13 protein-coding genes are annotated in these 12,518 nt (G+C 64.6%); 11 read left to right on the top strand and 2 right to left on the bottom strand.

The genetic code is table 11. The features are described 5' to 3' along the window. Positions 1-54 precede the first annotated feature (54 nt). Both crtC and crtD read right to left on the bottom strand, forming a co-directional pair. On the bottom strand, positions 55-927 hold the full coding sequence (gene crtC, locus QQK63_RS06095) for a carotenoid 1,2-hydratase (protein ID WP_277825951.1): 873 nt from the start codon (positions 925-927) through the stop codon (positions 55-57). Continuing rightward, positions 882-2,507: a 1-hydroxycarotenoid 3,4-desaturase CrtD gene (gene crtD, locus QQK63_RS06090; RefSeq protein WP_377133953.1), complete on the bottom strand. Its 1,626-nt coding sequence runs from the start codon at positions 2,505-2,507 to the stop codon at positions 882-884. The genes crtC and crtD overlap by 46 nt, the downstream gene beginning before the upstream one ends. A gap of 68 nt (positions 2,508-2,575) precedes the next feature. On the opposite strand from crtD, the gene QQK63_RS06085 reads away from it, so the two are divergent. The 11 genes from QQK63_RS06085 (at position 2,576) to pufM (ending at position 12,516) form a co-directional block, all read left to right on the top strand. After that, a complete protein-coding gene (locus QQK63_RS06085; RefSeq protein ID WP_277825489.1) occupies positions 2,576-3,445 on the top strand; it encodes a polyprenyl synthetase family protein in 870 nt (289 codons plus the stop codon). 3 nt (positions 3,446-3,448) lie between these two features. Then, positions 3,449-4,588 carry a methyltransferase gene (locus tag QQK63_RS06080; protein WP_277825487.1) on the top strand — a complete coding sequence of 380 codons (1,140 nt, stop codon included), beginning with the start codon at positions 3,449-3,451 and terminating at the stop codon, positions 4,586-4,588. Positions 4,589-4,713: 125 nt separating this feature from the next. Further along, a complete protein-coding gene (bchC, locus tag QQK63_RS06075; RefSeq protein ID WP_277825485.1) occupies positions 4,714-5,655 on the top strand; it encodes a chlorophyll synthesis pathway protein BchC in 942 nt (313 codons plus the stop codon). Then, complete coding sequence (locus QQK63_RS06070) at positions 5,652-6,653, top strand: chlorophyllide a reductase iron protein subunit X (protein ID WP_277825483.1); 1,002 nt, start codon at positions 5,652-5,654, stop codon at positions 6,651-6,653. The genes bchC and QQK63_RS06070 overlap by 4 nt, the downstream gene beginning before the upstream one ends. Positions 6,654-6,657: 4 nt before the next feature. Then, positions 6,658-8,229, top strand: a complete 1,572-nt coding sequence (gene bchY / locus QQK63_RS06065) for a chlorophyllide a reductase subunit Y (RefSeq protein ID WP_277825481.1) — start codon at positions 6,658-6,660, stop codon at positions 8,227-8,229. Then, complete coding sequence (bchZ, locus tag QQK63_RS06060) at positions 8,229-9,707, top strand: chlorophyllide a reductase subunit Z (RefSeq protein ID WP_277825479.1); 1,479 nt, start codon at positions 8,229-8,231, stop codon at positions 9,705-9,707. Before bchY ends, bchZ begins: the two co-directional genes overlap by 1 nt. After that, the gene (gene pufQ, locus QQK63_RS06055; protein WP_277825477.1) at positions 9,704-9,922 is read left to right on the top strand and encodes a cytochrome PufQ; all 219 of its coding nucleotides are present in this window, start codon (positions 9,704-9,706) and stop codon (positions 9,920-9,922) included. The genes bchZ and pufQ overlap by 4 nt, the downstream gene beginning before the upstream one ends. 215 nt (positions 9,923-10,137) lie before the next feature. Then, positions 10,138-10,287 (top strand): light-harvesting antenna LH1, beta subunit, encoded by a 150-nt coding sequence (gene pufB / locus QQK63_RS06050; protein WP_109666570.1) that lies wholly within the window; start codon positions 10,138-10,140, stop codon positions 10,285-10,287. A 14-nt stretch (positions 10,288-10,301) separates the two neighbouring features. Then, the gene (gene pufA / locus QQK63_RS06045) at positions 10,302-10,466 is read left to right on the top strand and encodes a light-harvesting antenna LH1, alpha subunit (RefSeq protein WP_109666569.1); all 165 of its coding nucleotides are present in this window, start codon (positions 10,302-10,304) and stop codon (positions 10,464-10,466) included. Positions 10,467-10,605: 139 nt separating this feature from the next. Then, on the top strand, positions 10,606-11,505 hold the full coding sequence (pufL, locus tag QQK63_RS06040; RefSeq protein WP_277825475.1) for a photosynthetic reaction center subunit L: 900 nt from the start codon (positions 10,606-10,608) through the stop codon (positions 11,503-11,505). 3 nt (positions 11,506-11,508) lie between these two features. Next, on the top strand, positions 11,509-12,516 hold the full coding sequence (gene pufM / locus QQK63_RS06035) for a photosynthetic reaction center subunit M (RefSeq protein WP_277825473.1): 1,008 nt from the start codon (positions 11,509-11,511) through the stop codon (positions 12,514-12,516). Positions 12,517-12,518: the final 2 nt, after the last annotated feature.

The following is a 12,518-nucleotide window of genomic DNA, read 5'->3' as shown; positions in this document are numbered from 1 at the left end:
GCTCGCAACCGTCCTGCCCTTCACCGCGTCAGGCGGGGTTTCAGCATGGCAGGGTCAAAACCATCCCGGCCAGCCGGGTCGACGTGGAACCCGCACCGCGAGCATCGGCATCAGCCACGGGCCCCGGAACCGGTCGAGGTCAAGCGCCTCGAACACGCCGACGGTATCCTCGCCATTGATGCGGGTCTGCACGGCGGCGCGGTTGTAGAAGGGCGCATCGAGCATCGCCTTGACCTGCCGGGGCTGGTGGCCTGCATCGGCACGTGTTTCGCGGCGCACCATCCAGCCGGGCCGTTTCAGCCGCGCCTTCGGCGGCATGTCGATCGCGCGCGGCGTCCCGTCCTCGGCAAAGCCGATGGCGGCGGCCAGTTCGGAGCCATCCCGGCGCTGGGCGTCGTAGAAACAGGCCGCGCCGTCCCTCAGCGGGAACCGCCCCCATGTCCAGTACCGGAAATCGGCCTCTAGCGCGCGGGTGCCGAAATTGGCGTCGAAATAGCCATGCCCCGTCCAGCTCCATCCCGGGCGGTTCAATCGCACTTCGATATCGGCCTTGGGCGCGAAGGGTCGCCAGACATGTGCCCCGTCGGGCGTCAGGGCCATTTCCACCTGTGTCAGGGCGCTGGGCCGCACGATCACCTCGCCTGTCAGCATCTGGGCATGGGGCGTCGACATCTCGGCAATCTCGATGCGCAGGTGATCGCCTGCCCAGACCATCGCCGATGGCCCGATCTGGAGCCGGTCGCGCGACAGGCCAAGTGCATCCTGACCGCGATCCGTCATCGTCCACCGCCCGCCGCGCCCGTAGGTCACGACGTTCAGGCAGCAATGATCGGCGGGGTTCTTGCGTCCCGACCAGCGATACCAAGGCGAGAAAACCGACCCTATGAAGCCGATGATGGAGATCGCGCGTTCGCCATCGTCGCTGATCCCGTCGACATACCACCAGGCGTAGCCATCGGCCGGAACATCGAGGTCGAAGCAAGGTCGCTCAAGATCGCCGCGGCCGCGTGCTGCCCGGAGAGGCAGGCCATCGGAATCCCCGCCCCCGGATGCGCCCCGCCCCCGGCCAGGTAAAGGCCGCGCAGTTTCGTCCGCGCCGTCGGCCGCTGGAATGTCGCCATCATCCCATGTGGGGAAAGCCCGTAAAGGGAACCGTCCGACGCGGGAAAGGCCCGGTCGAAATCCCCTGGCATGGTCAAGGCCGTGATGTCCGGCGTCGGCGAGAACCTCAGCCCCATCCGGGCCAGCGTTTCGAATGTACGTGTTCGGCATGTGTATGCGTCCTCCGGGGTCGAGGGGTGCCCGGGCGGGCCGTTGAGGATGATCTCGAAACGCTCGGGGCCGGTGGGGGAGACGCCGCCCCGGTCCTGCGCGCAGAGGTAAAGCGTGCCGTCCTCGGGCATGCGGCCCGCGGCCAGATCGTCGAATTCCCGCTTGGGATCGGCGCAGAAAAAAACGTTGTGATGGGCCAGATCGACGCCTGCGGGTTCGGCGGCAAATCCCCAGACGAAGGCGGACAGGCTGCGGTCGGCCACCGATTTGCGCGGAACGGCCGTGGCAGGCCCGTGGCCCAGTTGGCCGTCGACCAAAGCCTTGGGGTCACCGTTGAACAAGATCAGGTCTGCGGGCAGGCGCGTACCGTCAGACAGGTGTACGGCTGTGACGCGCCCGTCCTGTTGCTCGATGCGCTCGGCCTTCGTGCCGAAGCGAAAGGTGGCGCCCCTGTCCTTGGCCAATGTGCAGATCGCTTGCGCCAATCGGTTCATCCCCCCGTCGACGCGCCAGACGCCACCGGCCTCGGAATGCCAGATGAGGCTCAGAACGGCGGGGCTTTGGTAAGGGGACCCACCGACATAGGTGGCATAACGCCCGAATAGCTGCCGCAGGCGGGGATCGGTGAATTGCGCGGCTAGGGTCGCGGCAAGGCTTCGGCCCGGTGCCATGGCAGGGATCAGGCCCGGGTTTTTCAGAACATGCGCGGTAAGCGCGGGAAGGCTGGGCTTGGCCGCTTCCATCACCGGCCCTTCGAAAGCGTCGTATAGTTTCCTTGCCCGTCCGGAGAACCGGCGGAACTGTTTTTCCGCCTCCGCCCCGGCAAAGGCATGGACTGCGCGCGCGCTTTCCTCGGGGTCGTGGAACAGGTCGAGGGTGGAGCCATCGCGCCAGTGGTGTCGGGCCAGGATGCTGTCGGGCGTCAGCGTCACGTGATCGGACAGGCGCGCGCCGACATCGGCAAAAAGCGTTTCGAACACGCGCTTTAGGGTCATGACGGTCGGGCCGATGTCGATCGGGCCCGCCACGCTGTCGCGGGTCCGCATCTTGCCGCCCGGGCCTTGGCCCATGTCGACGACCGTCACCGCCAGCCCCGCATGTGCCAGCCGCAATGCCGCCGACAAGCCGCCGATGCCTGCGCCGATCACGACGGCCCGCGCGGGGGCCCGGACCTGGGCATGTGTCACGGCATTCTCCTGAACAAGTGTCAGTTTATATTGACAGTCAAAAGGCATTTGTCCACTCTAGTTTACATCAGACATGTCCATTGGACCAGATTCTTCCTCAGCGGAAAGGCGCGCCGATGTCCTTGAAACCCCGGATCGAAGCCGCCATCGCCGGTGCCATCCGGCTGGGCCAGGCCGGATCGGCCCCGCCCCGCCTTGCCTCGGCGCTTGATTACGCGGTCAGCCCCGGTGGCGCCCGTATCCGCCCCACCATCTGCCTGTCGGTCGCGCTGGCCTGTGGCGATGACCGGCCCGGCGTTGCGGATGCCGCAGCAAGCGCGATCGAGTTGATCCATTGCGCCAGCCTTGTGCATGACGACATGCCCTGTTTCGACAATGCCGATATCCGCCGGGGCAAGCCTGCCGTGCATCGCGCCTATGGCGAGCCGCTGGCGCTTTTGACGGGTGACAGCCTGATCATCATGGCCTTCGAGGTTCTGGCCCGCGCCGCCGTTGTGGATCCCGCCCGTGCCATCGACCTGATCCGCATCTTGGGAGAATCGAGCGGCATGCCCGGCGGCATCTGTGCCGGTCAGGGCTGGGAAAGCGAGACACAAATCGATCTGCGCGCCTATCACCGCGCCAAGACAGGCGCCCTATTCACCGCGGCAACGCGCATGGGCGCCGCCGCCGCCGGCGAGGAGCCGGACGCATGGACCGAACTGGGCGCGCGCATCGGCGAAGCGTTTCAGGTCGCAGACGATCTGCGCGACGCGCTCTATGACGAGGCGACGCTGGGCAAGCCCGCGCATCAGGACGAAATCAACGGACGGCCCAACGCGGTCTCCGAACTGGGTGTGCGCGGCGCGATCCGCCGGTTGGAGGATATCTTGTCGGGGGCCATCGCCTCGATCCCGTCCTGCCCCGGTGAGGCGATGCTGTGCGACATGGTTCGCAAGACCGCCGAGCGCCTGACCCCCGTTCTTCCCGCTCATCATACAGCGTGATCCATGGCCTTGGCCGATCAGAGTGACCCCGACCGCCCGCGCCTCCGGGACAGGCTTTATGCTTGGAAAACGGGTTTGCTCCGCTCGCGGCGGTTCCAATCCTGGGCTGCCCGCACGCCGGTCGCGGCGCGGATCGCCCGCAAGGACGGCGAGGCGCTCTTCGATCTCGTGGCGGGGTTTCTTCACAGCCAGATCTTGATGGCCTTCGTCCAGCTGGACCTGGCCGAGCACCTGTCCACGCAGCCGCGCAGTATCGCGGGGTTGGCGCTCAGGACGGGGATCAATCCTGACCGGATGCGCGTCTTGTGTCTGGCGGCCGCCGCGCTGGGCCTGATGCAACGGCAACGCGACGGGCGCTATGCGCTGGGCCGTTTGGGCGCCGCGTTGCCGGGTATTCCCGGGCTGGCGCAAATGATCCGGCACCATGACGTGCTCTATCGTGACATGGCCGATCCGGTCGCCTTCTTCCGCGATGCGCCCGCGACCGAACTGGCGGCCTTCTGGCCCTATGTCTTCGGCGCCGGCGGTCAGATCGATCCCGCGACCGCCGCCACCTATTCTGAGCTGATGGCGCAAAGCCAGACCTTGGTGGCCGAAGAGGCGCTGCGCGCCCTCGACCTTAGGGGAATAAAAACGCTTCTGGATGTGGGCGGGGGAACGGGCGCGTTCCTGACAGCTGTGGGGCGAGCCTATCCGGGTCTGAGCCTGCATCTCTTTGATCTGCCCGTCGTGATCGAACCCGCGACGCAGCGTTTCGCCGAGGCTGGTTTGACCGACCGCGCGCAGATCACCGGGGGCAGTTTCCGCACAGACGCCCTTCCGCAAGGCGCCGACGCGATCAGCCTGATCCGCGTGCTTTATGACCATACCGACGCCACGGTTCGGCAATTGCTGACCAAGGCCCACGCCGCCCTGCCCGAAGCCGGGCGCATCATCGTGAGCGAGCCGATGTCGGGCGGCGATCATCCGGCGCGCGCAGGCGACGCCTATTTCGGCCTCTATTGCCTTGCCATGGGCACCGGCCGCGCGCGCAGCGCCGCGGAGATCGCCGATCACCTCAAAGCCGCCGGTTTCACCGACATCCGTATCCGCAAGACAGCCCGACCCTTCATCACCTCGGTGGTCGAGGGCCGGAAACTGTAAGGAAAAACGGACAGCTATGTCTATTGAGATTGACATAGCAGAGTGTCAGGTTAAACTGACACTCACAATGCCGCAGACGTGGGATTCTTTTACACCCTCCTCTGCAAACACCGGGACCCACGACCTTGAGAACCACCGCCGTCATCTTGCAAGGCCCCAAAACCCTAGGACTGGGTGAGGTGACGCTGAATGATCCGGGCGCCGGCGATCTGGTGGTGGAGGTTCGTCATTCCGGGATTTCCACGGGTACCGAGAAACTCTTTTGGTCCGGCCAGATGCCCCCCTTTCCGGGCATGGGCTATCCGCTCATCCCCGGCTACGAGGCCGCTGGCGAGGTGGTCGAGGCGGCGGCGGGAACAGGCTACAAGCCTGGTGATCGCGTCTTTGTTCCCGGCGCCAATTGCTATGGCGACGTCAAAGGCCTGTTCGGCGGCGCGTCGCGTCGTCTGGTGACGGGCGCCGACCGCGTCGTCCGGATCGATCCGGCCCTTGGGGCCGAAGGTGCGCTGCTCGCCCTTGCCGCCACCGCGCGTCATGCGCTTGCCGGCATGAACACCAAACTGCCCGAACTGATCATCGGCCACGGCGTCTTTGGGCGCCTGCTTGCCCGGTTGACCATCGCAGCAGGCGGGGCCGCCCCCACCGTCTGGGAAATCAATGCCGACCGTCAGGTCGGCGCGACGGGCTACAGCGTCCTTCACCCCGATGACGATCCGCGCCGCGATTACGGCTGCATCTATGACGCCTCGGGCGTGTCATCCCTGCTTGACACGATGGTCGGCCGCTTGGCCAAGGGCGGCGAGATCGTTCTCGCCGGTTTCTACCCCGAGCCGCTGCAATTCTCTTTCCCGCCCGCCTTTCTGCGCGAGGCGCGGTTCCGCATCGCCGCCGAATGGACGCGCGAAGACTTGGTCGCCACCCGCGACCTGATCGACCACGGGGCGCTGAGCCTTGCTGGTCTCATCACCCACACTGTTTCCGCCGAGCAGGCCGAGAGTGCGTATCAGACCGCGTTCGAAGACCCCGCCTGCCTGAAGATGATACTTGATTGGGAGAACGCCGCATGAGCCTCGATGTTCCGAACCTGCGTGATTACGACGCCAAGCTGCGCGAAGAAGCCAACGAGCCGACGCTCGAGGTGCCGCAGGGCGAACCCACGAAAAAGACGCAGATCATCGCGATCTACGGCAAGGGCGGGATCGGCAAGTCCTTCACGCTCGCCAACCTCAGCCACATGATGGCCGAACAGGGCAAGCGCGTGCTCCTGATCGGTTGCGATCCGAAATCGGATACGACGTCGCTGCTTTTCGGCGGCAAGGCTTGCCCGACGATCATCGAAACCTCGACCCAAAAGAAACTGGCGGGCGAGGAAGTGAAGATCGGCGACGTGTGCTTCAAACGCGGCGGCGTCTTTGCGATGGAACTGGGCGGGCCCGAGGTCGGTCGCGGTTGCGGCGGGCGCGGGATCATCCACGGTTTCGAACTGCTGGAAAAACTCGGCTTCCACGATTGGGATTTCGACTACGTGCTGCTCGATTTCCTGGGTGACGTGGTCTGCGGCGGCTTCGGCCTGCCGATTGCCCGCGACATGGCGCAAAAGGTGATCCTCGTCGCGTCCAACGACCTGCAATCGCTTTATGTGGCCAACAACGTCTGCTCGGCGGTGGAATATTTCCGCAAGCTGGGTGGCAATGTCGGTGTCGCGGGTCTGGTGATCAACAAGGATGACGGCTCGGGCGAGGCGCAAGCTTTTGCCGAGGCTGTAGGCATCCCGATCCTCGCCGCCATCCCGCAAAACGACGACCTTCGCAAGAAATCGGCGAACTACCAGATCGTCGGCACGGCCGAGAGCGAATGGGGCAGCCTCTTTGCGGCATTGGGCGACAATGTCGCCGTCGCGCCGCCGATGAAGCCCGTCGCGCTGAACCAGGATCAGCTGTTGCAGCTGTTCGACGGCTCGGAAACCGGTGCCGGTATCACGCTCGAACCCGCCAGCGACGCCGACATGCGCGGCAAGAATGCGGTCATCAGGCCGTCCCTCGAAGTCATCTACGACGAGGCATGAGCGGATGACCGAGGAAATCAGATACGACGACAGTGCCCAAGTGGAGGTGATCCGCGGCGAGGCGCGTGTCGAACCCACCGGCACCGCGCCCAAAGGTGGCGACGGCATGGGTTGCCATGCCGGTGCCGGCGAGATGGAAAAGGCCGCCCGCATGGCGGGCAAGTCCGAGATCCTCGATCAATACGCCAAGGATTATCCGCAAGGCCCGCATGACAAGCCGCAGTCGATGTGCCCGGCCTTCGGCTCGCTCCGCGTGGGCCTTCGGATGCGCCGCACCGCGACCGTTCTCTCTGGCTCGGCTTGCTGCGTCTACGGCCTCACCTTTGTCTCGCATTTCTACGGCGCGCGCCGTTCGGTCGGCTACGTGCCGTTCAATTCCGAGACGCTCGTCACGGGCAAGCTGTTCGAGGATATCCGCGAGGCGGTCCACGACATGGCCGATCCGGATCGGTATGACGCCATCGTGGTCACGAATCTTTGCGTGCCCACCGCGTCGGGTGTTCCGCTGCGGCTGTTGCCGAACGAAATCAACGGGGTCCGGATCGTCGGCATCGATGTGCCCGGTTTCGGGATCCCCACCCACGCCGAGGCCAAGGATGTGTTGGCCGGCGCGATGCTGAACTATGCCCGCAAGGAAGTGGAGGCTGGCCCAGTGCAAGCCCCCGTTTCGGGCAAATCCGATCGTCCGACAGTGACCCTGTTGGGCGAAATGTTCCCTGCAGACCCTTTGGGTATTGGAGGGATGCTCGCGCCACTCGGTCTGGCGGCAGGTCCGGTCGTTCCCTGCCGTGAGTGGCGCGAGCTCTATTCTGCGCTGGATAGCCATGTCGTTGCGGCGATCCACCCATTCTACACCGCTGCGATCCGCGAATTCGAGGCGGCGGGCCGCACCATCGTGGGCTCTGCCCCCGTGGGACATGACGGCACCGCCGATTGGCTTGCCGCGATCGGGTCCGCCTATGGTGTGAAGCCCGAGATGGTGGCCGCAGCGCAAAACGCGTTCCTGCCCGCGATCAAGGCCGGGCTGGCGGCGAACCCTGTAAAGGGCACGATCACGCTGTCCGGCTACGAGGGTTCGGAATTGCTGGTCGCGCGCCTCCTGATCGAAAGCGGCGCTGAGGTTCCTTACGTGGGCACCGCTTGCCCCAAGACGAAATGGTCCGCGCCCGATGTCGCATGGCTGGAGGCGCGCGGCGTCAAGGTGAAGTTCCGCGCCAGCCTCGAGGATGATTGCGCCGCGATGGAGGCGATCAAGCCGGATCTCGCCATCGGCACCACGCCCGTGGTGCAGAAGGGCAAGGAGATGGGGATCCCCTCACTCTATTTCACCAACCTGATCTCTGCCCGTCCCCTGATGGGGCCTGCGGGCGCGGGGTCCTTGGGGCAGGTGGTCAACGCCGCCATGGCCAACAAGGGCCGCATGGAGCACATGCGCGAGTTCTTCGCCGGAGTGGGCGAGGGCGACACCGCCGGCATCTGGGAAGGCGAACCGAACCTGCGCCCCGATTTCCGCGCCGCGCATCAGAAGAAACTCGACAAATTGGCGCGCGCCGCCAAGGCCGAGGAGATGATCTGATGCTGATCCAGGATCACGATCGCGCCGGCGGCTACTGGGGGTCGGTCTATGCCTTCACCGCGGTGAAGGGCCTGCAGGTCATCATCGATGGTCCGGTCGGCTGCGAAAACCTGCCGGTAACGAGCGTGCTTCACTACACCGACGCGCTGCCGCCCCATGAATTGCCCATCGTGACCACGGGTCTGGGCGAAGAGGAATTGGGCCGCGACGGCACCGAGGGCGCGATGAAACGCGCTTGGGACGTGCTCGACCCCGCTTTGCCGTCGGTCGTGGTGACGGGTTCCATCGCCGAGATGATCGGCGGCGGCGTGACACCCATGGGCACGAATATCCAGCGCTTCCTGCCGCGCACCATCGACGAGGATCAATGGGAAAGCGCCGACCGCGCGATGACCTGGATCTTCACCGAATTCGGCATGACCAAAGGCCGGATGCCTCCGGAGAAAAAGCGCGAGGAGGGCGCCGCCCCCCGCGTCAACATCCTTGGTCCCATGTACGGCACCTTCAACATGCCCTCCGACCTCGCCGAGATCCGGCGTCTGGTCGAAGGCATCGGGGCCGAAGTGAACATGGTCATGCCCTTGGGCAGCCATCTGGCCGAGATGCGCAACCTCGTGAATGCCGATGTGAACATCGTGATGTACCGCGAATTCGGACGCGGTCTGGCCGAGGTTCTGGGCAAACCCTACCTGCAGGCGCCCATCGGGATCGAATCGACCACCAAATTCCTGCGCAAGCTGGGTGAGCTGACGGGCCTCGACCCGGAGCCCTTCATCGCGCGAGAAAAGCACTCGACGATCAAACCGGTCTGGGATCTTTGGCGCTCGGTGACGCAGGATTTCTTTGCCACGGCGAGCTTTGGCATCGTGGCGAACGAGACCTATGCCCGCGGCGTGCGCCAGTTTCTCGAGACCGACATGGGCCTTCCTTGCGCCTTTGCCGTGGCGCGGATCGCCGGGCGCAAGACCAACAACGACGAGGTTCGCGCCATGGTACATGGCAAGCGCCCCCTCGTCCTGATGGGGTCGATCAACGAAAAGATGTATCTCGCCGAAATGGCCGGGGGGCATGGGCCCAAGCCCACGTTCATCCCCGCCAGCTTTCCGGGCGCCGCGATCCGGCGCGCGACGGGTACGCCCTTCATGGGCTACGCGGGCGCGACCTACATGATACAAGAAGTCTGCAACAGCCTTTTCGACGCGCTCTTCCACATCCTGCCCCTGGGCAGCGTCATGGATGCCGCCGAGGCCACGCCGACCACCCTGCGCCGCGATTTCCCCTGGGATGCGGATGCGCAGGCGCTGCTCGACCGCATCGTCGAGGAACACCCGGTTCTGACCCGCATCTCCGCCGCCAAATCGCTGCGCGACGCCGCCGAAAAGGCTGCGCTGGCGAATGGGGCCGAGCGGGTCGTCAAGGATACCGTGCGGGCACTCGCCCCTACGGGTTTCGATCTCAATGAGGGAGAGGAAAGATGACGGACTTCACCTCTGACCATCCGGTCAGCCGGCACAAACCGCCGAAGACCGAGTTCATGATCTATTTCGGGATCATCTTCCTCGCGACTTTGCCGCTGGCGACCATCACATGGGCGCTCGCCGCGATCCGCGCGGGCAACATGACCGACAAGGGACCGATCAAGCGCGCCTGGAGCCAGGCGCGGATCATCACACCGATGATCTTTTCGGCCTGACAAGGCTCCGGCCTGCCCCATCAACCCTGTCGTCAGACCACAGGGGGGCAGCCGGGCCGCAAGACACACTCGGCGTGACGACCGGAGCCGATACGAAATTCGCCACATCCCAAGGCAACGCGGGGTGGGGTGGATGGCCGACAGGGCAATGAGGCCTTGTCGGGGCCCGGCCGCGGGGTTCGCGGCATCGGTCTAACGTTCCGGAGGAAAGTTAAATGGCTGATAATTCCGACCTGTCCTTCACGGGTCTTACCGACGAGCAGGCGCAAGAGCTGCACGCGGTATACATGAGCGGGCTCTGGCTGTTTTCGGCCGTCGCCCTTGTTGCTCACCTTGCCACGTACATCTGGGCACCCTGGTTCTGAGAAGGAGCTAAATCATGGCTAAGTTCTACAAGATCTGGCTCATTTTCGACCCCCGCCGCGTGTTCGTGGCCCAGGGCGTCTTCCTGTTCCTCCTCGCGGCAATGATCCACCTCGTGGTTCTGTCGTCGGGCCTGAACTGGTTCGAGTCCGCAGCAGCAACCGCCGGCTTCGGCGGCTGACCTGCATCCGCGCCTGTCGGGCGCGGAACAGTCTTGCTGCGGGCGGTGCCGTGACCGCTTCGCCCGCAGCGATCCGAATGACTTGACTGACGGCTGACCGGCGCTGCCCGTTGACGCCGCCGAACGCGGAGACAGACGCATGGCTTTGCTAAGCTTCGAAAAAAAATATCGCGTCCGCGGAGGGACGCTGATTGGCGGCGATCTGTTCGATTTCTGGGTGGGGCCCTTCTACGTGGGCTTCTTCGGAGTGACGACAGCGTTTTTCGCCCTTTTGGGGACGATCCTGATCTTCTGGGGAGCTGCCATGGATGGCAACTTCAACCCCTGGACGATCAACATCGCGCCCCCTGACCTGAGCTACGGGCTCGGGTTCGCACCGCTCATGGAGGGTGGTCTTTGGCAGATCGTCACGTTCTGCGCAGTCGGGGCCTTCGTGTCCTGGGCGCTGCGCGAAGTGGAGATCAGCCGCAAGCTGGGCATGGGCTATCACGTGCCCTTCGCCTTCGGTTTCGCGATCTTCGCCTATGTGACGCTGGTGGTGTTCCGCCCGCTGTTGATGGGCGCCTGGGGTCATGGATTTCCCTACGGGATCTTCAGCCACCTCGATTGGGTCTCGAACGTGGGCTATGCCTACCTGCACTTCCACTACAATCCGGCACACATGATCGCCGTCACCTTCTTCTTCGCGACGACCTTCGCGCTCGCGTTGCACGGTGGCCTGATCTTGTCGGCGGCCAATCCCGAAAAGGGCGAGGAAGCCAAGACCCCGGATCACGAAGACACGTTCTTCCGCGATTTCATCGGCTATTCGATCGGCACGTTGGGCATCCACCGCGTCGGTCTGCTTCTGGCGCTGAACGCGGGCTTCTGGAGCGCGGTCTGCATCATCATCTCCGGCCCGGTCTGGACCTCCGGCTGGCCCGAATGGTGGAACTGGTGGCTGACGCTGCCGATCTGGCCGGACCCCGGTGTCGTCTATGACAGCACGGGCCTTGCCACCTACGGCACGAACGCCCCCGCAGTCGTGGGAGGAAACTGAGCCATGGCTTACTTCGAATATCAGAACATCTTCACCCAGGTGCAGGTGCAGGGCGAGCCCGAGATGGGCATGGCCCAGACCGGCGAAAACATCCTGGGCGGCGAGCGCACGAAAAAGGCGACCTTTTCGACCCTGATCGGTTGGATCGGCAACGCCCAGATCGGCCCGATCTACCTTGGCTGGGCCGGTCTGATCAGCCTTGCCACCGGTACGCTCTGGTTCAACATCGTCGGCTTGAACATGTTGAGCCAAGTGGACTGGTCCATCCCCGAATTCGTCCGGCAGCTGTTCTGGCTGGCGCTCGAACCTCCGGGGCCGGAACACGGGCTGTCCATGCCGCCGCTCAATGATGGCGGCTGGTACATCATCTCCAGCTTCTTCCTCTTGATCTCGGTGATGAGCTGGTGGCTCAGGACCTATCTCCTGGCCGCACAGCACAAGATGGGCAAGCATATCGCCTGGGCCTTCCTGGCCGCGATCTGGCTCTTCCTCGTCCTCGGCCTGTTCCGTCCCGTCCTGATGGGATCCTGGAGCGAGGCGGTGCCCTACGGCATCTTCCCGCACCTCGACTGGACCACGGCCTTCTCGATCCGCTACGGGAACCTCTACTACAACCCGTTCCACGCGCTTTCGATCGTGTTCCTCTACGGCTCCGTCCTGCTCTTCGCGATGCATGGCGCGACCATCCTTGCCGTCTCCCGCTATGGCGGCGACCGGGAACTGGAACAGATCTACGACCGTGGCACGGCATCCGAGCGGGCCGGTCTCTTCTGGCGCTGGACCATGGGTTTCAACGCCACGATGGAAGGCATTCACCGCTGGGCATGGTGGTTCGCGGTCCTGACCCCGATCACCGGCGGCATCGGCATCCTTCTGACCGGCACAGTCGTGGACAACTGGTTCATCTGGGCCATCGAACACAACTTCGCACCTGAATACCTGGGCGCTTACGGCTACGAAGCCTACGGCACCTACCAGGACTTCGGCGGCGTTCCGGCGGGAGGTAACTGAGC

It is taken from the genome of Roseicyclus marinus, assembly GCF_030163795.1.
GTDB lineage: Bacteria > Pseudomonadota > Alphaproteobacteria > Rhodobacterales > Rhodobacteraceae > Roseicyclus > Roseicyclus marinus.
The sequence above is the reverse complement of the archived record's forward strand: the minus strand, read 5'-3'. Positions and strand labels throughout refer to the sequence as shown.

Excerpts from the sequence above, each read along its gene's own strand:
- crtD (WP_377133953.1), bottom strand. The coding sequence starts at position 2,507 with ATGCCTTTTGACTGTCAATATAAACTGACACTTGTTCAGGAGAATGCC.
- QQK63_RS06085 (WP_277825489.1), top strand. The coding sequence starts at position 2,576 with ATGTCCTTGAAACCCCGGATCGAAGCCGCCATCGCCGGTGCCATCCGG.
- QQK63_RS06080 (WP_277825487.1), top strand. The coding sequence starts at position 3,449 with ATGGCCTTGGCCGATCAGAGTGACCCCGACCGCCCGCGCCTCCGGGAC.
- QQK63_RS06070 (WP_277825483.1), top strand. The coding sequence starts at position 5,652 with ATGAGCCTCGATGTTCCGAACCTGCGTGATTACGACGCCAAGCTGCGC.
- bchY (WP_277825481.1), top strand. The coding sequence starts at position 6,658 with ATGACCGAGGAAATCAGATACGACGACAGTGCCCAAGTGGAGGTGATC.
- bchZ (WP_277825479.1), top strand. The coding sequence starts at position 8,229 with ATGCTGATCCAGGATCACGATCGCGCCGGCGGCTACTGGGGGTCGGTC.
- pufQ (WP_277825477.1), top strand. The coding sequence starts at position 9,704 with ATGACGGACTTCACCTCTGACCATCCGGTCAGCCGGCACAAACCGCCG.
- pufB (WP_109666570.1), top strand. The coding sequence starts at position 10,138 with ATGGCTGATAATTCCGACCTGTCCTTCACGGGTCTTACCGACGAGCAG.
- pufA (WP_109666569.1), top strand. The coding sequence starts at position 10,302 with ATGGCTAAGTTCTACAAGATCTGGCTCATTTTCGACCCCCGCCGCGTG.
- pufL (WP_277825475.1), top strand. The coding sequence starts at position 10,606 with ATGGCTTTGCTAAGCTTCGAAAAAAAATATCGCGTCCGCGGAGGGACG.
- pufM (WP_277825473.1), top strand. The coding sequence starts at position 11,509 with ATGGCTTACTTCGAATATCAGAACATCTTCACCCAGGTGCAGGTGCAG.